We start from the raw sequence: 26,198 nt of genomic DNA on the forward strand, positions 1-26,198 counted from the left end.
CAAAAATGGTTCCGCAACCAGAACCAACAGGCTGAGAGGAATAAATCGACTGCTTTCGGCTTCGCCAACCGGCAGTTCAAACGTCGACTTCTTCAACACTATCCGGACAATGCTGACATTGGCCGCATCCTGCGCTAGCGTTGGGTCGTGAAGGAGCGGACATGACAGAACATGTTACCGGGGGTTGCAAGTGCGGTCTTGTGCGATACGAAGGCAAACGCCTCAATGCACCGATGTTTCGTTGCCATTGTCGAGATTGCCAGCATCTTACTGGCACGGGTCATTCAGAGATGTTACCGCTTTCCATCGGTGATTTCGCGATTAGCGACAGTGTTAAGTCATACGAAATGCAAGGTGGATCGGGTCAGCCGACTTACAGCGGTTTCTGTCCGAATTGTGGGTCGCAACTTACGAGGAACAGCGCTCGGATGAGCGACAGGATATACGTTTGCGCAGGATCTCTTGACGATCCGACTTACTATCGCCCGGAAAGATCAATCTACGCCGCTTCCGCTCAAAGCTGGGACAAATGCGCCGTTATTGAGAGCGAATAAGGGCTCAAAGCAGCCGCACCTGAGATCACTTCAACTGGCTGTCCTTCGACCCCCGCCGATTGACGCCGCCACGTGCCTTGAACGCACCATCCCGTTCCTGCTGGCAATCAAGGCACAGCTTCACGCCCGGCAAAGCAACGCGGCGTTTTTCAGGGATCGGCTCTTCGCATTCGGCGCAATGGGTCAGGCTTTCACCAACAGGCCGCTTTTGCGCCTGCATCCGCGCCAGTTCATCCGAAATCGACGCTTCGATCTGTTCGCTCACTGCGCCGTCGCGCGCCCAGCCTCCGGCCATGGGTCATCTCCTGCTAAACGTAAGCAAAAGGATAGCCGAGCCTGCGCGCAAAGGGCAAGTTACAGCGAAACTGCGCCCTCGAACACGCGGTCAATCACCTCTTGCGTCCCCCGAGAGAATTCCAGCGGACAGGGATATTCTGCCCCTTCCCTGACCGAGCGGCAGAAGGCCTCGACCTGAAGCTTGTAATGGTCTGCGCCGGGGAACCGGGTGACCAGCACCTCAAGCCCCGGACGATGCAACTCGACCCGGGCTTCACCAAACACACGCGCATTAAACGGTGTAGTCAGGCGGATCAGGCCATTTTCCCCGTGAAACACCATTTCCTGATGGGGATGCATCCGAATGGACACGTAGCTTGAGTAGGTAAAACCGGGGAACTGCGCGCGAATTTCGGTGAAGATGTCGATATCATCCTGCCAACGGATGGCTGACTGTATCGCCACCGGTTCCTGCCCCGTTGCAAACCGGGCTCCGCCAATTACGTAAACACCGATGTCTCGCAATCCGCCGCCGCCCGTTTCAGCGCGGTTTCGAATATTCTGGGTATCTGCCCGATTGTCGAAACTGAACGCTCCGGTTACGTGCACCAGATTGCCGATTGCACCATCCGCAATCAGTTTACGTGCCAGTTGCCACTGGGGGTGATGCACGATCATATACGCCTCGGCGGCAAGCAAGCCGCTTTCGTCGCGCTTTTGGATCAATGCGTCAAACTCGTCCGCCTTCATAGTCATCGGCTTTTCGCACAGCACATGCTTGCCGGCATCCAACGCTTTCAGGCTCCATTCCACATGAAGATGGTTGGGCAGTGGTATGTAGACCGCATCAATACCAGGGTCCGCCAACAGCGCATCATAGCTTTTGAACACGTTCAGATCGGGACAGAAAGACGAAAAAGGTTCAGCCTTTGCCGCATCTGACGTCGCCAGTGCAGCCAGTCGCGCCCCGTTGGCGGCATGTATCGCCGGTGCCATGTATTCACGCGCGAATTTCGCGGCACCTAACACGCCAAACTGAACCGGTTTTTGCATAACGCTCTCCATAGATGTTTGAACCCCAAAGGGTTCGTGACCCTGCGAGATCCGCAGGATCGACCTGTCACACCTTCATCGAAATGAAACGCGTCCTTGCAGTACCATAGCTTTGGCCCTGCGGCCATTCTTTTGGCTTCACAGTCCGGATAGCGGTCATACGCGTTCAGCAGGAAATGATCTGTCAGGACGCGCCGGGCATGTGCGCGAAGAGGCGGTTTCTTCGCACAGATGAAATACCAGCCCGCAGCTATTGCAGGCTGGTATTGTGGTCAGCTGACACCCAGCATCCCTTTTTCACGTGCCAGATCCCGCATTTTCTTTTGCAGCTTCTCGAACGCGCGAACTTCGATCTGACGGATCCGCTCGCGGCTGACATTGTATTGGGCGCTGAGGTCCTCCAGCGTCACCGGCTGATCCAGCAACCTGCGCTGAGTCAGGATATCCTTTTCACGGTCGTTCAACACGTCAAGCGCCGCAGCCAGCAACTCGCGACGCGCTTCCAGCTCATCGCGCGCCTCATAATCTCCGGCCTGGTCGGCATCTTCATCCTCAAGCCAATCCTGCCATTGCATCGTGCCTTCGCCTTCGGACCCGACCGTGGCGTTCAGAGACGCGTCCCCGCCGGACATGCGGCGGTTCATGCTGATCACTTCCTCTTCGGTCACACCCAGATCATTGGCGATTTGCGCGACATTTTCCGGACGCAAGTCGCCCTCTTCCAGGGCGCCGATGCGCGCTTTGGCTTTGCGCAGGTTAAAGAACAGCTTTTTCTGCGCCGAGGTTGTGCCCAGTTTAACCAGCGACCACGACCGCAGGATATATTCCTGAATCGAGGCGCGAATCCACCACATGGCATATGTGGCCAGACGGAAGCCTTTTTCAGGGTCAAAACGTTTGACCGCCTGCATCAGGCCCACATTGGCTTCGGAAATCACTTCGGCTTGCGGCAAACCGTAGCCGCGATATCCCATGGCAATCTTGGCCGCCAGCCGCAGGTGCGATGTCACCATCTTGTGCGCGGCTTCTGTGTCCTGCTCTTCGACCCAGCGCTTGGCCAGCATATATTCTTCTTCCGGCTCAAGCAGGGGAAACTTGCGAATCTCCTGCATATAGCGGTTCAGACCGCCCTCGGGCGTCGGCGCGGGGAGGTTTGCGTAATTTGCCATTATGATGTCCCTCCGACAAATGTTTAAGTCTTTAACATAGGATATGGGTAAAGAACCCATCCTGTTCAAGAGGTGCTGCTAACAGTCTGAAATTAATCTTTCATGAAGGAAAGATAAGAAACTCTTACTCACAGGACTTTGCTTATTGTGTCAGCGGCGCGCGAAGCGCGGCAATCAGGTTCTCCATGTCTTGCGGCAGTTCGGCCTCAAACCGCAGGTGTTCGCCCGTCACCGGGTGCTCGAACCCCAATACGGCGGCGTGAAGCGCCTGCCGGGGAAAGTCGTACACGCATTCGGCAGCGGCGAGCGTAAACGCCCTGGTGGCCAGTTTCCGCTTGCCACCATAGATCGGATCCCCGACAAGCCCATGCCCGGCATGGGTCATATGAACACGGATCTGGTGCGTTCGCCCGGTCTCGAGCCAGCATTCGATCAGAGCAAGACCAGCAGGCGTGCCAAATGTTTCAACTACCCGCGTGCGTGTCACCGCGTGACGCCCGCCATGAAACAACACCGCCTGCCTTTGACGGTCGGTCTTGTGCCGCGCAAGCTGGGTGGTCACACGCATGATGTTTCCCGGCTCAAAGCTCACCCCTTTGACGCCTCGCAGACGGGGATCACTTGCATCCGGAACCCCGTAACACACAGCGCGGTAATAGCGTTCGACACTATGTGCTGCGAATTGTTCGGCCAGCCCGTGATGTGCGGCGTCTGATTTGGCGACCACCAGAAGACCGCTGGTTTCCTTGTCGATCCGGTGAACGATACCGGGGCGTTTCACCCCCCCAACACCTGACAAAGCCTCACCGCAATGGTGTAGCAAAGCGTTGACCAGCGTACCCCCGGGCGAGCCCGGCGCGGGGTGCACCACCATGCCTGCTGGCTTGTTGACGACGATCACGTCTGCGTCTTCGAAAACAACTTCAAGCGGGATGTCTTCTGCGCCGATGTGGCTGTCTTCAGCCTCGGCCACAGTTATGACGACCTGCGCCCCTTCGGACACTTTGGCCTTTGGGTCCTGCATCCGGGTTCCGTCGATCCGAACTGCGCCATCCTCGATCATTCGCGCCAGCCGCGTGCGCGACAGGTTTTCACCGTCTGGCACATCCCGCGAAAGCGCCTTATCAAGGCGAGGCGGCGGATCGGCCGCGATCTGAAACTCAATCTGGCGGGTGCCCATGACTGTCCCTTCCGAACCCCAAGAACCGCAGGAAACCCCGCAGCTGCGATTGCTGCGGCGGATGGTCATGCTGCTGACCGCGGTGATGATTGGCGGGGTTCTAGTGACATTCGCCCTGATTGTCATCCGCCTATCGGACCGCACACCCACCTTGCCAGATCAAATCAACCTGCCCGACGGTGCCCGGGCACAGGCCCTGACCATCGGGTCCAACTGGTATGCGGTCGTGACCGACGACAACCGCGTCCTGATCTTTGACAAGACAACAGGAAAGCTGCGTCAGGAAATCGCCGTCGAGTAACCTGATCAGTTCGGGAACAGACGGGTGCCAACCCAGGCCTCACCCATCTGCACATCCAGTTCGGGAGTACGCATCTTGCGTTTTCCGCCAAACGGGCAGAGAGTGATTTCGCCAAGATATATCTTGTCGCCAATTACATAAAGGTCCACCCGCGCAAACTCGACACGTTGCCCAACCGCTTCGGCTATTGCGACCATATCGTCAAAGACCTCTGGCTTGGGCTCGGTGTCATCGCTTGTCTGGAAGTACAGCTCTTTCGGGATAAAGTTGAAATCCCGGTCGTGGATCATCTGCACATGCCCCCGAGAGCGGTCCCGGTCGACCTGAACAATCTGGACCTTTCCGGCGACAACCCAGAATTTCCAATCGATGATGTCCTGACCTTCAGCCGCCAGATCCTCTTCAAGGAAATAGCGCGTTTCGATCGTGGAATACCACCATTCTGCCGCCCAGAAGCCGTGGGGAATGGGTTTATTGCTCCAGTTGGTAAGCTTTTCCTTGGCCAGGTTGCGGTCTTCTGTGTTCATGGGCCAAGTGATCCTGTGGTTTTGCCCCTGCCCGTTATTGCATTTGAGCCAATAGCTGCCGGGCTCGAGATCGAGGTCTTCCGGCAACTCAGGCGACGATGAAACCCAATAGCGCTTCACCGGTGTAACAAGGTTCCTGGCTGGTTCTGGGATATAACTTTCCGCCGTCAACTTATCCGCCGCCGACACTTCGGGCATCTCGGCAAACAGCTTCATGACCAGCATCTTCTCAGTCACGGTCTTTGGGTTGCTCAAATCAGGCAAATAGCGCTGATTGTTGGCAAATCTTGACAATGACATAGACATGGCATTCAACCGCAATGCGTCATTGGCATAGTGATCCCAACCTCGCTGATGACCCGATTGGGGTTTATCATTCACCCCATAAAGCCCTCTGTCTTTTATTTTATCCAATTCAACCTGGGCCAATTTGAAGAACTGCTCAGAGTTTGCGACCTGAGCTACGGACATCACGCCGTTGGTGGCCTCACTGATTTCCTCTTTGCTGATCCGCAAGTCCGGAAGCGAGTCGGGAAACTCGATTTTCTGCGGCGCGCCCCGCCCTCTGCGTGGCAAAGGTGCATTGGCAGGACTGATCCCCAAACCGCGCAGCCTTCGATCCAGAAATGAATGACGTTTTACACCCTTGGCAATCCACCAACGCATCCGACGGCCCCAAAGATGGACGGCCTGCGTCTGGTCCGTAAGGTACTTTTTTCGAAACTCCCGCGCTGGAATGTCGTTCGCCTGCCCCGTTTGCCGAAACGGCAAAGGGTAAAACACCGGGGGTGGGCTAGCGTGTTCAATCTCGCCATGATGTCGCAGAAACCACGTCATGACACCGGGTCCGTAAACGCTGTGTGCCTGATCCGAGGCATGAGGCAACTCACCGGCCTTTTTCTGGCGTTCCAGCTTCTCGCGTTCCTCACCTTCTACCCAAGGACGGATCGGGAATGGATCAAGACTGTATTCCGTATACGCTTTCAATGCGGGGCTGTCTGACGGCAACCGCATGATCGCATTGCAGATCGTATTGCGATTGAAGAAACCGAAAATATGATCCGCTTTCGGGATCGGTTTCAAAGAAATCACATCCGTATCGCACCAGAGAAAATCGGTTTTTTGCATTAACTGCAGCCTGAAAATATCAGATTGCGGAACCGGTGTTTTGAACTGGTTGTTCATGATGAACCGCTGCGGTTCGTGAATCTCGTTCGCGGAAACCAGTTCGATACCTTCTGGTACATTCTCGACTTCGTCATAGTGGAACAGCACGACCCTGTGCCCGTTCGCGACAAACGACAAAAGGCACATCTGTTCCAGAAAACTGAGAGGACCTTCCAACCAGAGCATTCCGATTGTAGGAAGAGTATTTTCCGCAGCCATATGCAGTTTCTCCGAGGGCGAGTTTGTCAGGATTCAGGCTGTTTTTCGCTGGAAGACGGTTGCTTGTCAGCCGAAAGACGTGCGTGCAATCCGCGGTCTTTTGCAACAAATTCAACAGCCGGCTTATTAACAAGCGTCTGGTAAAGCGCGTTGTACTCTGGCTGTTTGAGAAGATCTTCGATCAACGCCTTATGCCACAGGAATGCTTTTCGGTGCAGCCGCGCAAGCCGTTCGTCGGACTGAAACTCCGCCATCAATGCGTCAACTTCGTCCTTGTACCTGAGGATCGTCTCATCCGCCGCCCCACCCCTGTTCCAACGGTCCCAGTATTCCGTTCCCAACGTCTGGGACGAGTGATTAGCTCGCCCACGGCTGCGCTTGGCCAGATAGGCTTGTGTGGAGCGGACCGCATAGTGATTGATCTGTGCAATCTCAAATCCAAAAGGCGGTGCAACATGATTCCCAAAAGGTGCGGGTTCTTTCGCGTGCCCCCCGGGAACAGACCGGAACACACCTGCCTCAAACTCGGATTTGGGATGCGGGTTGTGCATACCATAGCGGAGATAGACTTCACCCTGCCGGAAAAGCGATTTGACGAACCGGCGCCCCGCCCCGCCCTGCTCATACTCTAACTCACCATCAAAAAACTGCTGCGTCACTGGCGCGTCGCGCAACACATGGCGACCGCTGTTCGAGAATATCTTCCAGGGAATCGAAATGACATCCACGCCCGGTGTGGCCTCAATCAGGTCGTCCACCTTATGGTTTCCGACATGAATATTCAGAAACTCATCCGCATCGCAGACATAGACCCATTTGGCTTCTTTCACGACGGGCAAACGGCGGGCCTGCCTCAGAGCTGATCTGTGAATCCCGCCCGTTCCAACGCGGTTCCTGTGAAACTCAACATGACCCAGGGCCTCAAGACGGCGCAAAATTCTGTTCGTACCGTCCGTGCAATCGTTGGTGTAAACAATGATCCTGTCGAAACCCAAAACTTTATGATGAGCCACCCATTCCAGAATGTACGGGCCCTCATTTTTCATCGCAGAGATGAGGATTTTTTCAGGCTTGTTCATCACTGCCATTCACCCCAGACGCTTAGTCGCCCTGTTTCTTGCTGTCATCTTGCGGGGTGATTTTTTCAATAGCGATCTGCGCACCAGCAATTGCCCGGATACGCAATTCACGGGGGTGTTTGCCCAGAAACTCGTTGACGGCCCGGATCACTCCGTCGCCCCACCACCCCCGGCGGTGGTAATCATCAAACGCCATGATCCCACCCGATTTGATCTTGGGAAACAACGCCTCCAGGTCCGCAGTAACACCTTCGTAAGAATGATCCCCATCGACATAGGCAAATGAAATGCTCTCATCGTCAAAAAGCTTTAATGCTGGCACCGAGAAATCGCGAATGATGCCAACCTTGTCTTCCTCGATCTCTTTTTCGAAGGACGCGACGACCTTCTGGAAGATGGCTTCCATCTTTTCGTCTTCGGTCCGACCGACAAACGCCGTTGTATGCGATTCCTCGCCAATATGTTTCCAGGGATCGATCAGAAACAACTGACTGGGTTCAAGCAATTTGAGGATTGTCGGAGAAAACTCGCCCTGCCAGACACCGATCTCAACAGCCACCCCGCCCTTGGGAAGGCGCGTCAGGAACGTACGACGTATCGCGTCTTTTGTATTCTTGCGCTTGGTTGCCTTGTCTGCGTTCGGTTTATTCTGGCTGCCGGGAACAGCACCGATCACTCTGGGTTCGTTTGACATCTCGACCTCACTTGCAGACGGGTATTGAATTCACACGAAACCCGTTTTGTTTATTGGGCAATGGCTAACATGTCGTTGCTTCAAGAACCAGAAGCTATGTGTCGTTTTTGGAAAGTGGTGGCAACTTGTCGATACCAAGCCACGGAGGCTCGAGGCTTGTAATCCGATAGTCACTCGCTTTACTCGCAAGAAAACGGTTAATAGCCGAAGACATTCCGGAATAAGACCCTTTGCCCCGCCTGTAGGATGTAAAAGCGATACTTCCGCCCGGAGCCAGAACCCTGTCGATCCGGTTCAGCAATTGCAACATGACACGCTCGGCGCGAACGCCGCGTATGATCACGACGCCCACACTTTGATCCTGAAACAGCTTCAGCATCAAAGGCGGCAGCGCCCGGTAGACCCTCAGACGCCCCGCAATGATCGGTTCGCGGAAGTACTCCAGCAATGCATAGAACGTGCGATCCAGGGCCTGTAGATTACTGTCTTGCGTCGTATCCTTGCAGGCGAATGTATCCCACGACAGCCCCCATGGCCCGATGATCGTCAATTGAGCAACTGCATCCAATGCGAGTATTTCTTCTACAATTTCGGTTTCGACATGCCCGATCAAAACCCAGTTCTTCTTGCCGCTGATTGACCGCAAGAACCGCTGTCGCTGCTCTTTCGTTCTTTCAACCTCCGGAGACACTGGCGGCAGGAAAGATGGGTCCTTCGGATCGAACGGCAAGTCCACCTGTTTTGCATCAGTGATTAATGCATGCTGCGCCGCCGCTTCTTCGTACTCCATGGCCGTTCCCAGAGAGTCCAGCCGGGTAAACCAGGGATAGTTATTGGGTCGTGAGTTTTCAGGTTTGGACATCTTGCCCAAACGCGTCCATTTCGCAACTTGCGCGAAAGAAACTTCGGGGTCTTTGTAGGTCTCCGCATCAAAGGAAAGATCGCCTTCTTCCATCACGCCCAGATCCAGCGCCTTGATATATCGCCCCCCGGCAAAATTCTTGTACCGGGTTATGAATCCCTGCGCGGCCTCTGTTTCACGTATCTCCGAGATACGGCGCTTGTGATAAGCAACAGCTTTTTCGTGCAAGACTCCCAGAACACCATCCGCACGTAGTTCATCATACGATTTTACAAGGCGGTCCAATTTGGAAAGGATCGATAATTCTTCAACTTTGTTGAAGCAATGCATGTGCCAATAGGCTTGTCCCGTTGCCTCCATCTTGGGATGAAACGCGGTTGTGTTTACATCCCCCCGCAGCCGCTTCATCAGATAACTCTCAATGGACCGGACGGCATAGTGGTTCATCCTGAAAAACTGCTGTCCAAAGGCCGCGCCAGTCGTGGAATGGGACCAACCGTTTCGCCGCATTGAAGGTGGCAAGGGATCTCCGTCACCATCAATCCATGCAAAGCTTTCGGCCTTGCCGGCGATTGGGCCACGCGGACGGTGTGTGTTGATTGCCCGATAAGACCCGTTGTTTCTGACAAGCGATTTGAAAGCACGCACATTCTGCGGCGTGACCACCCCCAACTCTGCTGCATATGTGAATTGTTCGATTACAAACTTGTCGTCAAACTCGACAATCCCATTGTGCCCGAACATCTGCCATATCGCGGCAAAGCCATCTGCATGTGGAAAGGTGCGAAACAGATCGTCCAACGACCCGTCCCCAACACGGATGTCTAAGAACTCATCCACATCACAAACCAGAATCCACTCGGCTTCAGCGTACCAGGGATGTTCCATAGCGTTCGCATAGGCCGACGCCTGCGGCCCATGCTTCCAGGGACCGGGGTTATCGATATGCGCCAGAAAACCCAGCTCCTCGCATCTTTTCAGGATCGCGTCGGTGCCGTCAGAACAGTCATTCGAGTTAACGATGAAATGTGTGAACCCGATCGAAAGGTAATAGGCGATCCATTCAAGGATGAACGGCCCCTCGTCTTTCATCGTTGATATGACAAGTCTCATCGCACCTACCCGCAATTACGGCCCGCAAATTCAGGACGAAGGGAAAAATCGCATCATTGCAGAGGTATGGCGCGCTTCCCGACACCTGGCTTAGTTACGGGCCACGGATTTGCAATGCAAGAGAACAGACTAGAACGGCAAAGTCAGCTTCGCGAAAGCTGATCGCGCTTCACAGGATGCGAAAAGATTTGGTGCGGTCGAGATGCATTGAAATATCGTTGCACCGTATTTCTTCTTGTCCCCCTACATCCCTCACTGTGGAGGAACTTACGCAAGAACAGTGCTTTGCGGGTACTTTACTGTTTCCCTTTGGCTGCAAGTGTTTCACTGTGTCCCTGTATATTGGGTGGACATAAAGGTGGATTGATGCCCGCATTGAACAAGCTCACGGCAATCAAGATAAAGACGGCACCTCCCGGAAAATACAACGACGGTGGCGGGCTTTGGCTGCACAAACGCGCCGATGGCGGCGGGCAATGGTTTCTGCGGGTTCAAATCCACGGCCGACGACGCGAAATGGGTCTTGGCTCATTTACGGAAGTGGGCCTGAAAGAAGCCCGTAACAGTGCCGAGCGATGGCGCAAGGTCGCCCGGAGTGGCAAAGACCCAATTAAAGAGCGACAGCGTTTGCTCCGAGCGGCAGCCAAAGCGGACCACACTTTGGGAACAGTTGCAGAGGAAGCCTATGAGGCCCGCAAGGCCGAATTGAAAAACGACGGAAAAGCAGGGCGTTGGTTCTCGCCGTTATCTCTTCATGTGTTGCCCAAGCTTGGCAAAGTTCCCATTGAAGAAATAGACCAGCAAGACATCAAGAACACACTAGCTCCGATTTGGCATTCAAAAGGTGAAACCGCTCAGAAGGCCATGAGCAGGCTCGGCATTGTTATGCAATATGGCGCGGCAATGGGCCTCGACGTTGACATGCAAGCCACTACAAAAGCCAAAGCTCTTCTGGGAAAATCTAGACAAAAAAGGAAGCACATCCCCGCAATGCCGTGGCCCAAGGTACCCGAGTTTTTTGAAAGCCTCGACGAAGGTTCGATCACCCACCTTGCGCTACGCCTCCTCATTCTGACAGCCGTTCGCTCCACTCCGATCAGGTTTTGTCATTTGGATGAGCTTGATGGAGACACATGGGTCATTCCGGCGGAACGGATGAAAATGGAAAAAGAGTTTCGCGTCCCGCTATCCACCGAAGCCAAATCAGTGATCGAACAGGCCAAACCTTTCGCCCGTGGCGGCTTTCTTTTCCCCAGCACCCACAAAGGCGTCATATCGGATGCCACCATGTCTCAGTTGATGAAAAGACGTAATTTGAAGGCTCGTCCCCACGGGTTTCGATCAAGTTTTCGCACATGGTGCGCCGAAGCAACCGACACGCCACGCGACATTGCCGAAATGGCTTTGGCTCATTCCGTCGGAGGCAAAGTGGAACTGTCATATCGACGGACTGATTACTTGGAGAAGCGGCGTATTCTCATGGAACGCTGGGCGCAACATGTAACTGGCCAACAATCAGCAATCTTGCAACTGGTTGCACCATGAACGCTAAGAAATCGCGGATTACAATCCAAAAAGAGATCATAGCGGAAGATGCCATGTCGAGGAAATCTCGGCTCACAATATCTTTCCCCACCGATAGCGGAGATGGGTTGGATGCAGTGCTCCAAAACATTCAAAAACTCAGTGAAAACCACGCACCGCGCTCGATTTCCAGCGCGAAAAAGCGGTTGGACGAAATGCCCCCGCCAGCGGCTGACGACTTATCAGCGAACGATTTTTGCGAACGAGCGCAAGGAGCATTGGACGCCGCCGGAGAGGCAATAACGAATGTTCCAGAAAAATATCACGAAGCAATTTCTCACGCACTGAACCAAGCATTCCTTGCTGGTAGTTTATTGACTGAAGAGTTTTTGCGGAGCGGTCACCTAAATGACGTTGAACGGGAAGCAGCACAAAAGGAAGCGCGGCGTAAAGGCGGCGAAAGCAAGCGTGGGCAGGTGAAGAAAGACACATCCGAGATAGTCCGTGTAATGCAGGAACTAATCTTTAATGGGAAAAGCAAGTCGAGCGCTGCCGCTTTAGCTCTGAAGCGCGGGCTTGGTACCAGCGTCGACGCCAATAGAAAAATCTACGACTACCACATCAAAAGAAAATAACTGGAGGTTTGCTCTCCACTGCTCCGTCGAGCGTCTGTTTGTTGGTCTCGAAGAAACGCCGAGACACGGAAAATAACATGCAGAACCAAATACGCTACAGCACAGCCAAAGAAATTCTGGCGAAATATCCGATCAGCCGCACTACCCTCTATCGCCTTATAGAAAAGGGTGAATTCCCTCCGCCGGTGAAATTTGGCAGTCGCTCGTACTGGAAGAGCGATGAGATTGAAGAAGCCGTTAAAGCCCTTGAAGACAAACGCTTCAACTAAAAAGCCCGCCCCGGCAAACCGGGAACGGGCTGTCTCAATCTAACCAATTGAAGAATAGCACTTTCCGGCTCCGGTGGCAAACCGAGAGACCCAAAATGCTTTGCAAAAAACCCCAACATTCCGACTTCGTTCGGTCACGCCGAGACCAGTGCAACCAGTTGCACGAAAACACGAAAACCAACAACACGCCATCGTGTATTTCGCGCCGCGAAACGCAAGACAACTATGCCTATGAAATCGTCCGTGTAGAGCGTTTCCGCATCATCAGTTGCAAGGACAACATCCAGTGGATCATCCAGAAGCAAAATTCTGGAGCGCGGTCTAAAGCCCGCATCTCATGGAAAGCCATTAGTTACCACCGGAACTGCAATTCGCTGCTCCGCGTGTGGCGCAAGAAAACCAAAACGGATGCACCCAGCGATGCCTTGATGCTGCCGGAGCGGTATTCCCAGTTCAAGCGGGTTTAAAGGGGCGAACCAAGCCCCCCGCCCATTCTCGTGCAACCAGTTGCAACTAGTTGCCATGCTTCCCGCGAGCGCCGCGCGTTCAATCGCGTTGCTCTCGCAGCACTTCCAAACAACCGAAGAACAAGCGATGCAGCCCAACGACCACCAAAATCCTAACACCTCCGGTAACATCCCTTGGAAAGTGGAGAAGCAGGCTCTGTACCGGATTTATTCGCAGCAGGCCCAAAGGCTGATGGCTGGACTGAAAGCGGGTAAGCGTCGCCATGCCCTGCAACGTGAATTTTTACGGCACCCGAAGGTAAAGCAGGCAGCTATTCTCAAAGCGACCAAGGGAAAGATTGGTCGAGAACAAACCTATGCTTTGGCCCAGCAAGTTTACCCGTACGCCCAGCAGGAACATGTCGTGGCAACATATCCGATAGCAAAAGCCAGCGGTGGCAAGCGAAATATCTGCATTATGCCGCCGGTGCTATCTGCAACGCACAAGATCATCAAAAGCGCCCTAGACGCCGAGTTTGTTCGGCACCCTTCACTGTTTGGCGTCAAGCACTTTGGTCGAGACCAAGCAGCAGTTCACATCCAACAACTGCAACGCGAAGGATACGCCAATCTTTGGCAAACCGACATTGAAGACTGCTTTGACAGCTTCAACTTGGACGCGCTGTACGACTTGCCACTCCCCAATCAGGTAATCGCCAATGCTCTAGATACGCGAAGCGACAACTTTTCGTTCCAAGCACATTCCTCGAAACATGAAGCCAAGAAAGGGGCTTCGCCGGAAACGCCAGATGCGGCAACGCCGGAGAACTACATGGTACGGGATCATGCTCCTATTGGTTCCCATACCGATGATATTGTTTGCAACACCAGAGGGCCTTCGGGACTTATGCAAGGCTCTCCGGCTTCCAGCGCCATTCTGGCGTGGCACCTGAACGCCTTTCTCAATGACTTACCTTGTATTGACGACGTTCGGGTGATCGTGTGCTTTGACAACCTTTTGGTTGCCAGCCGCACCGAGGAAGGCAGCCGGATGATTAGGGATACCTTGGCCGACGGCTTGGGTCGGTGCCCTTTCGGCCCTCTGACGTTGCATAGCCCGACATCCGCTGACCCGGATCACGGGATAGAGTTTCTTGGTTATAATCACCCTACTGACGGTGCGACCATCGGCGTTGGCCAAAAGGCCCGAGAGCGACTGATGCGGCATCTCAATGCCCTCGAACAAAAGTTTGAAAACGGCAAATTTGCCAACCCCGAGTTAGAGACTTTCGCGATGTGGAGTACGCTCCTCGATTTCGCGTCCGGTTATTCCAGCACGACTGACATAGAGGCGGAAATGGCCGAATTCGTTACCACATCGGCGTGGATACCTGAGGCGTCGAACGACCCCATGCTGATGCACATGCACTGGAGGTTGTTTGCCCAATGGACCCCATTCGAGGAAAACTTCTTCAAGACGATAAGAAGTATTAAAAGACGGCATAAAATGAAATGATAACAGTCAGTTACTGTTTACTGAACCGACTACGTTTGTATGGTTCCTCATGAAGAAAGATGACCTTTTGAAGACGATTGAAACCCTTATCGAAGACCAGCCGATGACCACGATGCTGGAGCAATTCCTCCAGATTGGCGTTGGCTTCGGTAATGCTTGGTATAGCAGTCAGAAAGAACATTGGCTGCGCTGGCTGAAGGAATACGACACCCCCGGTGTCTATGGTCGCAAGCCAAACTCTGGCCGGTCCTGTCAGTTCATCTACAACCAGCTTCAGTGCCCTCCAATGGTGTTTTGGCTGGGTGAGGCCCTTGAAGTGCCCAATGCTGCTCTGAGGGCGGCCTACGTGGCTGCTACGGAGGCCCGCCCCCATCATGGACCGCAGACAGCGGCCATCCGTCGCGAAATCCCGTGGCAAATGATTGAGACACGTATCCACCAGTTGTCAGAGGGAGGTGCAACCCGTTGCAACGGTCATATCGAAGTGACCGCGCCCAGCGCGTAAATTGCAACGGGTTGCAACCACCGGGACCATTTGCAGAACGAAAAACATGGAAGGAGATTAACATGGCATTCTGGACCGTTGCCGCCGCCACTGGATATCTACTTGCCGGGGCATATCTTTGGAAGCTGGTCTTTCTCAGAGACCTCTCGACGTTGGAACAATCAAATTGCCGAACGGATGAAGAACTGGAGACCCTGCGCGAAGATCAGCGTTTTCTGCTCACAGGTGAACAATCCGGCAACCTTGCTGTTATTCTATGCAGGGCTGTCTTCATAGTAGCGTGGCCGATCTTTGTCCTGTATGGCTTCATCAACGCGCGGGTACTCGGCAACTAAGATAGTTGCAAGTGTCACAATCTGTCATGCGTTTGCGCCCGCCTTGGTAATGCTTTGTAAGCCCGTTGTTGAGACCACCCTCAGCTAGCACTCGTCAGGCTGGTCGTCTGCAAATAGTGCAACAAGTTTTTTAGCATCGCCAACACTTCATCAAATGTGACGATGCGGACACCGTGGGAGTTCTTTCGATACATCTGAAACGAACGTCGTTGGTCTGTCTCGCTAGGCATGGTGCCGACGATTAATACACAATCAATCTCGTAGTCGGCAACTTCGTCATCCCCATGCCAATCATTATCAGACTTGTGCAGCGCAAACCGCCGGACAAAGTGATAGCGCTGATCGAGTACCTGTGTCACGCCACCAGTAAGCTCATCGTGAGGGCTAAAAACGCCATCTCGGTATTTCTTCAAAAGCGGAGATTGGGGTTTCTTAATCTCGACAAGAGCAGCGTTGTTGTTGACACTATTCTTGTACAAAAAGTCACCGATTTTTTCGCCTTTACCATCTATTCGGCGTCCTCCGACATATGACTGACCGTTGACACAAACTAGGGGATAACCAAAAGCAAACGACAGTAGGAACGGGTCATCTTCAAAAAATTTCTGCCACTTGTTCTCATTGTGGTTCTTGGCAATCAAATCTTCAAACTCTCTGACAGCCATCTCCAATCGGGTCAGTTCAAGTTCTGAGATAAGTTGCTCCGTCGCTTCCGGCGCATGCTGAGCGAAAGTACGGGCTGAGCGCCCAAGCTCAGTGACCAATTCTTTCTGTGCATCTGGGTCGCGATAGTCCGGGTCAGCCGCATACTTCTGGATCAACTGCCGAATTTCGTTACGGCCTAACCGAAATGGGCGCGACTCGGCCCCCACAACTGCGGCAATAGTATTGAATGCCGTCGTTGCCTTTACCTCATTTTCAGCCACTTGAGCGCGACGATCAATTCGATCGATCTCCGTGACTAGGTTTTCAAAGTCGTCCAACGATAGCTTGAATTCGTCTTCCAACGGATCGCCTTCGCCGATGTAAAGAACATCCTTGTCTGTGTGCTCAGCAACCGCATCCAAAACAAAACGATACTCTTTTTTCATCCCCAACCCAAAGTTCGGGTCACGGGTAAGGCCATCCGGTTGGAAGTCTAGGGCAGCATCTGCGTCGTTCTCATTCGGGTTTGGGGTGGAAAGGAACCAATCAAAAGAGATCGCCTTGATTTTCTTATGCTTGGGCGTGTACGACCCATCTGGCTCTGGTCTAGTAAAGATCGGAAAGAGCCGCACGCGCTCGTTCGCTGTATCAAGGATGTACAGGACTACCGGCTCGATATTATCGGTAAATGAGCCAAGGCCTGCTTCCTCAATTCGCTCTTTGGAGGGCTTCATGAACACATCCCAAGTGCCCGGTAAACTGCCTTGTTTTACGGTGATCTCTGGGATGCCTTCGACACGCTGACCGGGTATGTGCCTTGCCATGACTTATACCTGAACCTTCTTCCTGCGTCCGCGTTTAGGTTTGGGGGTGTTGCTGCGGGCCGCTCGGATGCGGGCTAGGAGTTCGGTAGCGGGTTCTTCGGTGGGGTCTTGGGGGACAAGCTCGCCGGCGAAGGCTTTAGCGAGGATGCGTTGATCCAGTCGGTCGGTGAGTTTCAGGGCCTTATCGGCCTCAGCTGCAAGGCGGTCGATCTTGGCGAAGGCGGTTTCGATTCGGTTTAGCACCTCATCTCGTTGCGCTTTTTCTGGCAAAGGCAAAAGCAGTGATTTCAGTTTTGCCTGACCAATATTTCTCATAGACATTTGATTGCCCGATGAGATCTCTTCTAACTGCATTCGCCCTTGTGGACTGCGCAAAAACCACAGCAGCCAAGGCTTGAAATGAGATGCCATATCCAACCTGAGAACCTTGTCACTTAGGAAAAGGTTTCCAGGTGCCTCGCCAACAATGACCACCGCCCCAACTAGCTCGATAGTGTTTGCTCGGGAGAACAAAAAGTCCCCGGACTTGATTGCAGTATCAGGGTCCGGTTCAAAGTGTGGTGGAAAGGTCTTCGACTGGTCTGCCCGAAACGCTCCCCAAGAAACGGCGCTGACCTTCACTGTGCCTCGTTCGCCGTCCCGCGGGGGGCGCTCATCACATTTCAGGTTTTTACCGGCTTTAATGCCATCGATAAGGCTGCCAACCGTGACAGGTGGCGCTGAAATGGAAAACGCTGCTTCCAACACACCCGCTTTATACTTCTCCACCAGCTTTGCGATGGCGGTGAGGTGTGTGCGGGCGTTGGTGGTGCGGGCGCTGAGGGTGTCGAGCTTCCTCACAATCCGCCGTTGCTCGGGGAGTGGGGGGAGTGGGATTTCCGTGTTGCGGACGTCTCCCAAACTTAGCACCGGACGTCCCTGACCGTAAGCTGCGTTTTGAAGCGATGTCTTCCCATTTATTGTCGGTGCCATCAAGCAGCAATGGAGGTACTCTGTCAGTTTCCAATGCGTTGGCCTAATCAATGCGACTGACTGGCTGACGTAGGCTTCGGTTATGCTTTCAGGCACAATCGCCACTTTGCCAACATTGGCACCGGTAATAGTTACAAGTAAGTCATTGGGTTTTACTAACGTCCGCTTGCCTTCTACCTTTTTTGGTAGGGAAACACGCGCAATATGCTCTTGACTGCAAAGCGCATTTGTTTTGATGTCTTGCGTCCTGATGAACAAGGCACCTTCGTCTGAGTAAAACTTAGACCATTCGCGCGACCCGCTAGTGACATACTCGGTCAACTCCAGCATTGTACTTTTTGCCCAACCCGTTGGAAGCTCGCTCATTCCGCTGCCTCCTGCTTTGCGGCCTGCGCCTGTTGCCAGTCGTCATAGCTTTGCTTCTTGCCCCTGACACGCCACTCGACACGTCCGTTAGCATTTCGATCTAAAACGATTGCGGCTGCCGCGGATGGGCTTCTGAACGGGTACGGTTTTGCGAAACGTAGCAAATTACGGTCAACGACTTCTAACACGCCATCTTCGATCAACCTTTCTTTCAAGCCAATGTATGACAGCTTGACGTTTTCGGTATTTTGGCGAGCGTTTGAGCCCTCCAGAACAATGAATTCGCCGTTCTCTTCTACAGCCAGCGCGTCCACTCCTGAGTTTCGAATTTCGAATTGCACACCATCCGAAGTACGTTCCTCCGCAGGCTTGGTTATTTGCGTCACCGCGCGGGGCTGCGGCTTGAGCATATCCAGCCCGATTACCGGCAGGATGGTCCGAAGATTGGCCAAAAACTGCTCCATATTCGCCACGTCCGCCTCGGGCAACCTGCGACGGGTGGTGTCAGGCTGGGTGCCATTGTCAAGAGTCACGCGGCCTGCTTGAGCGGTCAACTCGATCAGCCGCGCCTCAAGGTATTCAGCATGCCCTTTTGACAGGTCATCATCGCTGGTGGTGACCGCGATAGCCGTTTCCCAGAACTCGCGTTCTTCAGCGCTCGTCTTGATCCTCTCGCGCACGGAATTGGCCGAGCCGATATAGACGCGGGTCATGCCCTGTTTGTCGGCATCTGGCCCGGTCAGGACATAGACGCCGGTGCGGTCCACCTCGTCGCGGCTGGTGAGTTTGGCGAATGTGGATTGGCTGGAGACAAGTACTACGCCCGTCCAGCCGTGGATCGTCGCCTTACGCAGGCCGGTAGGTTTACCATCGACTAGAAACAGCTGGATGGTGCGCCCAAAGGTTTCGCCCGTACTCATTCTGCGGCCTCGACGGCTGGGGTGTCTTCCAATTCTTCGCTGAGCGCTTCGATCTCGTCCAAGGCGGCGCGGAGGTGGCCCATGATCGCGGCGGCAATTTCGTCCGGCTCGGTCATGTCATCCTCGGGGTCGCCGCTTTCATCGCGCAGCCATGTCCAATCGAGATTATCACCGCGCTCAGTGATCTGTTCACGCGTTAGCTTGCGCCAACGGCTATCCTCGCCTTTTTCCTCTCGGTCAGAGTTGCCGAGGGAATCGGGACCAAAGAGGCTTTCAAATTCTTCGAAGTGGTTTGGCGTCAGCGGGTTGGTCTTGCCAAAGGACGGCATGTTGGTGCGCAGGTCGTAGAACCAGACGTCGTTGGTGGCCTGTTGCCCGTGGTTGGCCGGATAGACTTTGTCCGTTACGCGGGTGAAGAACAGCACGTTCGTCTTGACCCCTTGGGCATAGAAAATCCCCGTGGGTAGACGCAAGATGGTATGCAGGTTGCAGTTCGCCATCAGAAAGCGTCGCAGTTCGGTGCCTAAGCCGTCGCCAAACAGAATGTTGTCCGGCATGACAATCGCGCAACGCCCTCCTTTTTTAAGGTTGCGAACAGCATGTTCGAGGAATGGCATAGGGCCTACGCGTTCGCCCGCAGTTAGAGTAAAATCGGGACGGTTCACATTGCCCGACATCTTGTTGAACGGCGGATTGGTGAGGATCACATCGGCTTTGCCAAGCGTTTCCCCTTGTGGTGCACAGCTGTCTTCGCATCCCACAAGGCTCTCGATACCATGAAGCAACATGTTCATGACACACAGCCGGTGCGTATCAGGCACCCATTCGTGTCCCCGATAGGCAAGGCGGCGCTGGAAATTGCCCTGTTCTTCGGACAGCGTGAACAGATCGTCGGTGACATCCTTGATCGCGCGATCAGCGGCAATTAGGAAACCGCCCGTGCCAGCGGCGGGATCTTGGATGATCTCGCCGGGTTGCGGCTTGACCACGCGGATGATGCTGTCGATCAGGGCGCGAGGTGTGAAATACTGTCCAGCCTTGGACTTTGTAGCCGAAGTGGTCTTTTCCAAAAGACCTTCATAGAGATCACCCAAACCGTCTTCACGAGCCGTGAACCAATCGAGCTTGTCGATGTTGGTTGTCAGTGTCTTGAGGTCTTTGGGCAATCGGATGTGCGTCATTGCGTCGGTAAAGATCGCCAGCGTCACCGGGTCAGTCGTATTTTTGGGGTTACCCAGTTCCAGCAACATCGACTTATAGTATTCGAGTTGATCACCGCCCTCCGTCGTTGCTAGTTTTCGCCAAGAATGCCCGTTTGGCAGTCGGCTTTCCTGACCGGTTTCCTCCAGCATCTTCAAAAACAGCAGGTAAGTCAGTTCGTTAACGTAGTTCGCGTACGACACCCCAGCCGACTGGAGCGTTTTGCATTCACGCCAAAGCTTGGCGACGATTTCAGCGGTATTCGGGTTCATGCGCTCACTTTCCAGAGTTCTTCATTAAAGTCGTGGAGGATGGTTTCCAACTGACCGTTGAACACCCGATTGAGGCGGTTAAAGCCCCCCTGCGCTGCAAAGGTGCCTTGGTCGATGCTGTCACGGTCCACGACAATTTCTTTTGTGATTTGTTCGGCGATACGTCGCAACCAAGTCTTTTGCGGGTCTGTCCACCTTGCCTTTGCTAGGATCGCCTTTGTAGCGAATTGCACGCGTGTTTCAAATGGTATCAGAGGATCACCCAACGCCGCCTGCCTGACGAAACCGATGATTGAAGCGGCTATATCTTCGTTTGATGCATCATTCCAAGCGCGTCGAAGACTAGTTTCAGAAAAGCCCATCTTATCCAGTTCAAGGCGCAGGTTTCGCAACTCGGTCCGCGTGAGTTCCCTAGGCCGTTGTACCACGACTGAAAGTGCTGCGATTTTGTTCTGGTTGTTTTTCACGAAGGACGTGAAGGTATCCAAGAAATCCTCCGGTTTCTCATAGTCGCCGTACCCGGTTGTTACAGCCTCCATGCTGTCTTCATGGTGCGAGATCGGCACGAGGTTTGGTCCAGACCCGTCAGGGTCCCAATCAAGTATTTTGCCCAACCCTGCAAACCGCTTGGCATATTCAGCGGCCTGCTCAGAGCTGTGGTTCTTCAAACGGTCCCGCAGCTCCTCTGCGGTCTCCCCCGTCAGATCTCTTACCGCATCCGCTACCTTGCTAGGTAACTTTCTGAGTTTGCGGTGGAGCTTCGCCAGCACCTGATCGCGCACCAGCTCACGTTGGTCCTCTTCAACAACCGACGCTAACTCATCAAAAAGCTGTTCGAACGTGAGCTTGGGGTTGCTGGCCACAGGTTTCATCTTTGTTAGGTCTTGAAGCGAGGCATAGAGGTCCACGGCATCGAAAATACGAAAAACCTCCTTCCCGATATCATCGCACCGGCGGGTGGCCCGACCCAACATTTGCTCATATAGAATACGGCTATTCACGCGCCGAATAAAAACGAGATTGGTGATCTTTGGCACATCGATACCAGTGGTCAACAGATCAACGGTAACTGCAATCTGCGGAAACGCGTCGTTTCGGAACGAGCGGATCAATGCCCCAACTTTGTCTACGCTGCCTGTGATCTTTCGAATGGCAGCATCTTCAATCGAACCGTATTGCGCTGCGAATGCCTTTTTCAGTTCATGCACGACGATATCCGCATGGGCGTCCGTGGCCGCGAACACCAAAGTCTTTCCATCCAGATTTGGATCGATGTGTCTTGCCAGTTCCTCCGCGACGACCTGATTAAAAGGCTGTGTGATCACTCGCTTGTTAAATGCTTCCACCTGGAAATTCAGTTCGTCTGGCGTGGTAACGCTGTCGACCTCTCCCGTTTGGCTGTCAAGAACTTCCACATCTTCTCCGGCCTCAAAGGTGATACCCGCCTTACTAAGGGCCGTCTGAAAACGAACCGGAGGTTCATGGTCGATCAGCCAGCCGTCCACCACCGCTTCTCGATAAGTATAGGTATAAATTGGATCGCCAAAGATCTGTGCTGTGTGGAGCGCGGGCGTAGCTGTAAGCCCGATCTTAACCGCATCGAAATACTCCAAAACGCGCCGATACTTCGAGACATAGTCATCTTGGCTTCTAAAGCTCAGTTCAGCATCCGACATTTCCCGGTCGAGCAAGTAGCCACGATGGCATTCGTCAATCACCATCAGGTCGTATTGACCAATCGGTGGAACATCTGTGGGGTCGGAGTTATAAAGAACACGCTTCACCAACCCTTGGATTGTGCAAATGTGCACACGTGTTTCGGGATCAGGTTTGACGTCTTCAAGCCCCTTTATGCCAAACAGCTGCCCAAAGGTTTTCGGCCCCTCAATCGCAGTGCTCATAAATTCCTCACTGGTCTGAGTGCCTAGCGCGGACCTATCCACAACGAAGCAGACGCGACGGAAACGTTTCGTGGCCAACAGTCTATAAAGCATGGCAATGGCTAGCTTGGTCTTGCCGGTTCCTGTCGCCATAGCCACCAGCATTTCGCGTTTTTCTGAACTAAGTGTATGCTCAACTGCTTGGATTGCAGCCTTCTGGTACGGGCGCAATTGGAAACCAAAGTCGAAGGAACGGGCCTCCAAGGCAGCCTGCGCCTTGTCCTTCTCGACTTCCAGCATGGAAATCAATTCGTCGGGTGAGAACCATCCCATGAGGGCGCGACGTAGGTTCTGCGGCAGCCTTACGTCTCGAAACCAAATTCCACTCTCGGTTTCAACCTGTTTCAGGAAGGGCCGTCCGTTTGTTGAAAAAACAAATGGGACATGGAACTCTTCTGTCCATTTTACCTTGTTTCCTGTCCACTCAAATCCTCTTGAGTACCTTTCGGCCTGATCAATCGCAGCCGACACGTTTTTTCGATACCGCTTTGCTTCAACAATACCAACGCAGTATTCTCCAACAAAAAGGGCGTAATCAGCAGGACCGGATTTAGTTGGCCACTCGGCAATTGCTACGTTTCGCCCTTTCGCGGGCCGAATACCTTTGCTGTACCGAATTTCGGAACTGTCTGCCTCCCACCCGCGATCTCTAAGCTGCTGATCTGTCAGTGCACGTGTAGATTGTTCGTCTAGGTCTATAGCCGAAACTGCTACATTAGCAGCTTCTACGAACTCAGCTCGCAGCGTCGCCGATTGTCCTTGCACCTGTGCGGCCAGTTCTTGCAGCTGTTTGTCGGCATCCTGCGCCAAAGCCTCCCAAGTCTGACGCTCGGAAAGTTCACGTTGATGCCTCGCCTCGGCGCTTTCAGCGTCCAGAAGAGCCTGTCTTCTTTGCTCTTCCGCTCTTTGCACAGCGGTCAGTGCATCGTCACGCTCACGCCGCAGCCGCTCAAGTTCCTTCACAAGCTCTTCTGTTGATGACTTAGGGGCACGCGGGGGGACAAACGGGCCAGGCGAGAACTCTCGATCCTTTGTGGTGGCACGAAGATGCCAAACTCCGAGCTGAACCGACATCTTTAAACATGTCAGTGCTTGACGGTGATCACCCTGACCCTCATGAACCGCAATGTTGCCAAGCTTTCTGATGTGGTGAAGCACATCCAGCACACGGTCAGGCGCGGCCCTATCATATTTTAGCCTACGCAGCAGATCGACTTGAGTATCTGCGTCAACTAAGTCAACGCCCACTAGCACGGCGTGTCGTCGGGCAAGACGTTCGCCGAATTGCCGAAGCTTAATCAAGCTTGTGCCGGGGTCTTCTTGAAAATAGCTCTCGGCAAGTCGGCCTAAATTGGCAAGTTCACCGTCTAGCTTACCCAAAAAATCGAAATTACTTTGCATCTGATCCATTGCACAATTTCTGCGATAGTCGAGATCGAAACGCAATGGACCAAATGATGTTGGGACTGTGTTAAGCCACTTGAAGGTCGCGAGCACCTAATAAGTGTTTCAAGCCCCATGGTGCTCGACCTAGCAAAAAAGCCTCTGCAATTGAGCGGCGATTGACTAAAGCGCAATCTAACGGTGGTTACAGGGGTGGGCACGCCTCCATCCAGAATCAATAAAACATTGATATAGTTAATTTATTTCAGATTTTTTGGTGCGGTCGAGAAGACTCGAACTTCCACGGGAGTTACCCCACAGCGACCTCAACGCTGCGCGTCTACCAATTCCGCCACGACCGCACTGCCAGTGACTTGGTAGAGCGGCGTATAGACGTTGGCGCGCGCGATGTGAAGAGGCAAAAACACGCTGGTTTAAAATCCTTCGCAGCAGTCTTATCTAAGCCGATACACAGCGCAGTTTCGATCTGACAGGAGCCTCAGATGACCTCGACCGACACCCACCCCATCATACAGATCGATATCGTGTCGGACGTTGTGTGCCCATGGTGTATAGTCGGGTTTCGTCAGCTTGATGTGGCAATGAAACAGCAGGGCATCCAAGCCCAACTTCGCTGGCACCCGTTCGAATTGAACCCGAACATGCCGCCTGAAGGGCAGAACCTTCGGGAACACATCACGGAGAAATATGGCTCGACCCCTGAACAGAGCCAGCAGGCCCGCGAAAGGTTAACGGCGATCGGGGCGGAACTGGGGTTCACCTTCAACTTTGATGAAGACAGCCGGATCGTGAATACATTCAAGGCGCATCAGTTGCTGGATTGGGCCGAAGGTCAGGGCCTGCAACATCAATTGAAGCTTGCGCTTTTCGACGCGTATTTCACCCGGCAACAGGATGTTTCCGACACTGAGGTTCTGTTGCAGGCAGTCACTTCTGCAGGGCTGAACCCTGATACCGCACGGCAGGTGCTTGAGACCGGGGAGCATATCGCTTTGGTGCGAGAGAAACAGCAGTTCTGGACCAGCCGGGGGATCTCTGGTGTGCCGTCCATGGTATTTGGCGGAAAATACCTGCTGACCGGCGCGCAAGGGGTCGACACCTATTCTCGGGTGCTGCAACAGTGTTTGGCCGAAGCGGCCTGACCCCTCTTCCCCTGCCCGCTTTGGGCGGATATGAGGCCGCCATGGAATGGAAAATCACCGATGGTCTGACCAGTTATGACGACGCCACCGCCTTTATGGAGGCGCGCGTCGCCGGGATTGCACGTGGCGACGCGGAGGAGTGCATCTGGTTGCTGGAACACCCGCCACTTTATACGGCAGGCACGTCGGCAAAGATCGAAGACCTGACCGATCCTGACCGCTTTCCGGTTTATGCAAGCAAACGCGGCGGCGAGTACACCTATCACGGGCCCGGTCAGCGTGTGGCCTATGTCATGTTGGACCTGAACAAGCGCGGGCGCGACGTGCGCCAATTTGTGAAGCAGCTGGAAAACTGGGTGATATCGGCACTGGCTGAATTCAACGTACACGGCGAAATACGCGACGGACGCGTTGGTGTCTGGGTGCGACGCGACGACAAACCGCTGACGGTGACTGGCAAACCGGCAGAGGACAAGATCGCGGCAATTGGCCTGCGTTTGCGAAAGTGGGTCAGCTTTCACGGCATTTCGATCAATGTCGAACCGAATCTGGAGCATTTCTCGGGCATCGTTCCCTGCGGGATCAGCGAATATGGCGTGACTTCGTTGGTGGATCTGGGGCTTCCGGTCACTATGGATGATCTTGATGCGGCCCTGAAAAAAACCTTCTCGGACGTTTTTGGTGCCTCTGATCTCTGATTCTACTTCGTCAGAGAATCAGCATCCGCTCTGCTTGGATACAACAATATGCATGTGTGGAAGGCTCTGTTTCCGAAACACGTTGCAATTTACCAAGAACTATTCAGTTTTACGTTATTCTTTAGGCAAATTTTAATTCTCTGGGATACACCGGAGTTGTTAACGAGTAATATGAAACTGCCAATCAAGAGTGAGTGGTATGTTAAACCGGTGATCAAGGGCTCGCCCTCGAAATCCGAGAAGTGTTTGGTTACGAGTCTGCCGTTCCGACCCCAAATCGGAACGGCAATTCATTTCCCCCTTCCCGCTTAATCTTATGGCCAATTCGCGTTGCAAGGGAGCAGGCGATTTCTGCGTTATCCGGCTATTGAGTCACTTGGTCGGTCCCAAG

24 protein-coding genes and 1 tRNA gene are annotated in these 26,198 nt (G+C 53.6%); 11 read left to right on the plus strand and 14 right to left on the minus strand.

The genetic code is table 11. From position 1 onward, the window contains the following. Nucleotides 1-161: 161 nt before the first annotated feature. Nucleotides 162-554 (plus strand): GFA family protein, encoded by a 393-nt coding sequence (locus tag ACR0DS_RS00005; RefSeq protein ID WP_480557235.1) that lies wholly within the window; start codon nucleotides 162-164, stop codon nucleotides 552-554. 25 nt (nucleotides 555-579) lie between these two features. On the opposite strand, the gene ACR0DS_RS00010 is transcribed toward ACR0DS_RS00005, so the two are convergent. From ACR0DS_RS00010 to ACR0DS_RS00025, 4 genes are all read right to left on the minus strand, one after another. Continuing rightward, a complete protein-coding gene (locus tag ACR0DS_RS00010; protein ID WP_480481378.1) occupies nucleotides 580-849 on the minus strand; it encodes a DksA/TraR family C4-type zinc finger protein in 270 nt (89 codons plus the stop codon). Between the two features lie 59 nt (nucleotides 850-908). Then, nucleotides 909-1,883 (minus strand): Gfo/Idh/MocA family protein, encoded by a 975-nt coding sequence (locus ACR0DS_RS00015; protein ID WP_480557237.1) that lies wholly within the window; start codon nucleotides 1,881-1,883, stop codon nucleotides 909-911. A 272-nt stretch (nucleotides 1,884-2,155) separates the two neighbouring features. Next, nucleotides 2,156-3,052, minus strand: a complete 897-nt coding sequence (gene rpoH, locus ACR0DS_RS00020; RefSeq protein WP_267366971.1) for an RNA polymerase sigma factor RpoH — start codon at nucleotides 3,050-3,052, stop codon at nucleotides 2,156-2,158. A 142-nt stretch (nucleotides 3,053-3,194) separates the two neighbouring features. Then, nucleotides 3,195-4,232: an RluA family pseudouridine synthase gene (locus tag ACR0DS_RS00025; protein WP_480557239.1), complete on the minus strand. Its 1,038-nt coding sequence runs from the start codon at nucleotides 4,230-4,232 to the stop codon at nucleotides 3,195-3,197. On the opposite strand from ACR0DS_RS00025, the gene ACR0DS_RS00030 reads away from it, so the two are divergent. Then, nucleotides 4,231-4,533, plus strand: a complete 303-nt coding sequence (locus tag ACR0DS_RS00030) for a DUF6476 family protein (protein WP_480557241.1) — start codon at nucleotides 4,231-4,233, stop codon at nucleotides 4,531-4,533. The two genes, ACR0DS_RS00025 and ACR0DS_RS00030, sit on opposite strands and share 2 nt — an antisense overlap. A gap of 5 nt (nucleotides 4,534-4,538) precedes the next feature. Here ACR0DS_RS00030 and ACR0DS_RS00035 read toward each other — a convergent pair whose 3' ends face one another. The 4 genes from ACR0DS_RS00035 to ACR0DS_RS00050 all read right to left on the minus strand — a co-directional run bounded on the left by ACR0DS_RS00035 (nucleotide 4,539) and on the right by ACR0DS_RS00050 (nucleotide 10,194). Beyond that, the gene (locus tag ACR0DS_RS00035; RefSeq protein WP_480557243.1) at nucleotides 4,539-6,446 is read right to left on the minus strand and encodes an ATP-grasp fold amidoligase family protein; all 1,908 of its coding nucleotides are present in this window, start codon (nucleotides 6,444-6,446) and stop codon (nucleotides 4,539-4,541) included. 26 nt (nucleotides 6,447-6,472) lie between these two features. Then, entirely contained in the window at nucleotides 6,473-7,492 is a 1,020-nt protein-coding gene (locus ACR0DS_RS00040; protein WP_480505587.1) for a glycosyltransferase family 2 protein, read from the minus strand. Nucleotides 7,493-7,547: 55 nt separating this feature from the next. After that, nucleotides 7,548-8,219 (minus strand): class I SAM-dependent methyltransferase, encoded by a 672-nt coding sequence (locus ACR0DS_RS00045; protein ID WP_480557247.1) that lies wholly within the window; start codon nucleotides 8,217-8,219, stop codon nucleotides 7,548-7,550. Between the two features lie 94 nt (nucleotides 8,220-8,313). Further along, the gene (locus tag ACR0DS_RS00050; RefSeq protein ID WP_480616651.1) at nucleotides 8,314-10,194 is read right to left on the minus strand and encodes a glycosyltransferase family 2 protein; all 1,881 of its coding nucleotides are present in this window, start codon (nucleotides 10,192-10,194) and stop codon (nucleotides 8,314-8,316) included. A gap of 366 nt (nucleotides 10,195-10,560) precedes the next feature. Here ACR0DS_RS00050 and ACR0DS_RS00055 point away from each other — a divergent pair, with 366 nt between their 5' ends. From ACR0DS_RS00055 to ACR0DS_RS00085, 7 genes are all read left to right on the plus strand, one after another. Next, nucleotides 10,561-11,739: a tyrosine-type recombinase/integrase gene (locus tag ACR0DS_RS00055; protein ID WP_480557251.1), complete on the plus strand. Its 1,179-nt coding sequence runs from the start codon at nucleotides 10,561-10,563 to the stop codon at nucleotides 11,737-11,739. Next, nucleotides 11,736-12,353 (plus strand): hypothetical protein, encoded by a 618-nt coding sequence (locus ACR0DS_RS00060; RefSeq protein ID WP_480557253.1) that lies wholly within the window; start codon nucleotides 11,736-11,738, stop codon nucleotides 12,351-12,353. The genes ACR0DS_RS00055 and ACR0DS_RS00060 overlap by 4 nt, the downstream gene beginning before the upstream one ends. 77 nt (nucleotides 12,354-12,430) lie before the next feature. Next, on the plus strand, nucleotides 12,431-12,622 hold the full coding sequence (locus tag ACR0DS_RS00065) for an AlpA family phage regulatory protein (RefSeq protein WP_170595956.1): 192 nt from the start codon (nucleotides 12,431-12,433) through the stop codon (nucleotides 12,620-12,622). A gap of 95 nt (nucleotides 12,623-12,717) precedes the next feature. Continuing rightward, a complete protein-coding gene (locus tag ACR0DS_RS00070; RefSeq protein ID WP_480557255.1) occupies nucleotides 12,718-13,089 on the plus strand; it encodes a hypothetical protein in 372 nt (123 codons plus the stop codon). Nucleotides 13,090-13,144: 55 nt separating this feature from the next. Further along, nucleotides 13,145-14,584 (plus strand): hypothetical protein, encoded by a 1,440-nt coding sequence (locus tag ACR0DS_RS00075; protein ID WP_480557257.1) that lies wholly within the window; start codon nucleotides 13,145-13,147, stop codon nucleotides 14,582-14,584. 49 nt (nucleotides 14,585-14,633) lie between these two features. Then, nucleotides 14,634-15,089 (plus strand): hypothetical protein, encoded by a 456-nt coding sequence (locus ACR0DS_RS00080; protein WP_480557259.1) that lies wholly within the window; start codon nucleotides 14,634-14,636, stop codon nucleotides 15,087-15,089. 62 nt (nucleotides 15,090-15,151) lie between these two features. Beyond that, the gene (locus ACR0DS_RS00085; RefSeq protein ID WP_480557261.1) at nucleotides 15,152-15,424 is read left to right on the plus strand and encodes a hypothetical protein; all 273 of its coding nucleotides are present in this window, start codon (nucleotides 15,152-15,154) and stop codon (nucleotides 15,422-15,424) included. An 80-nt stretch (nucleotides 15,425-15,504) separates the two neighbouring features. Here ACR0DS_RS00085 and ACR0DS_RS00090 read toward each other — a convergent pair whose 3' ends face one another. From ACR0DS_RS00090 to ACR0DS_RS00115, 6 genes are all read right to left on the minus strand, one after another. Continuing rightward, nucleotides 15,505-16,803, minus strand: coding sequence for a Shedu immune nuclease family protein (locus tag ACR0DS_RS00090; RefSeq protein WP_480616653.1), 1,299 nt, complete (start codon nucleotides 16,801-16,803; stop codon nucleotides 15,505-15,507). Between the two features lie 93 nt (nucleotides 16,804-16,896). After that, complete coding sequence (locus ACR0DS_RS00095; protein WP_480557265.1) at nucleotides 16,897-18,231, minus strand: restriction endonuclease subunit S; 1,335 nt, start codon at nucleotides 18,229-18,231, stop codon at nucleotides 16,897-16,899. After that, nucleotides 18,228-19,151 (minus strand): GIY-YIG nuclease family protein, encoded by a 924-nt coding sequence (locus ACR0DS_RS00100; protein WP_480557267.1) that lies wholly within the window; start codon nucleotides 19,149-19,151, stop codon nucleotides 18,228-18,230. The genes ACR0DS_RS00095 and ACR0DS_RS00100 overlap by 4 nt, the downstream gene beginning before the upstream one ends. Continuing rightward, on the minus strand, nucleotides 19,148-20,623 hold the full coding sequence (locus ACR0DS_RS00105) for a class I SAM-dependent DNA methyltransferase (protein ID WP_480557269.1): 1,476 nt from the start codon (nucleotides 20,621-20,623) through the stop codon (nucleotides 19,148-19,150). Before ACR0DS_RS00105 ends, ACR0DS_RS00100 begins: the two co-directional genes overlap by 4 nt. After that, nucleotides 20,620-24,009 carry a type I restriction-modification system endonuclease gene (gene hsdR / locus ACR0DS_RS00110; RefSeq protein ID WP_480557271.1) on the minus strand — a complete coding sequence of 1,130 codons (3,390 nt, stop codon included), beginning with the start codon at nucleotides 24,007-24,009 and terminating at the stop codon, nucleotides 20,620-20,622. Before hsdR ends, ACR0DS_RS00105 begins: the two co-directional genes overlap by 4 nt. Nucleotides 24,010-24,221: 212 nt before the next feature. Continuing rightward, nucleotides 24,222-24,308: transfer RNA gene (locus ACR0DS_RS00115), tRNA-Leu, on the minus strand. A 141-nt stretch (nucleotides 24,309-24,449) separates the two neighbouring features. On the opposite strand from ACR0DS_RS00115, the gene ACR0DS_RS00120 reads away from it, so the two are divergent. Together ACR0DS_RS00120 and lipB are read left to right on the plus strand one after the other, a co-directional pair. Next, nucleotides 24,450-25,109 carry a DsbA family oxidoreductase gene (locus ACR0DS_RS00120; RefSeq protein ID WP_209504224.1) on the plus strand — a complete coding sequence of 220 codons (660 nt, stop codon included), beginning with the start codon at nucleotides 24,450-24,452 and terminating at the stop codon, nucleotides 25,107-25,109. Nucleotides 25,110-25,150: 41 nt separating this feature from the next. Beyond that, nucleotides 25,151-25,807, plus strand: coding sequence for a lipoyl(octanoyl) transferase LipB (gene lipB, locus ACR0DS_RS00125; protein WP_480505591.1), 657 nt, complete (start codon nucleotides 25,151-25,153; stop codon nucleotides 25,805-25,807). The last annotated feature ends 391 nt before the right edge of the window (nucleotides 25,808-26,198 follow it).

This window comes from Ruegeria sp. AF5 (assembly GCF_056541905.1).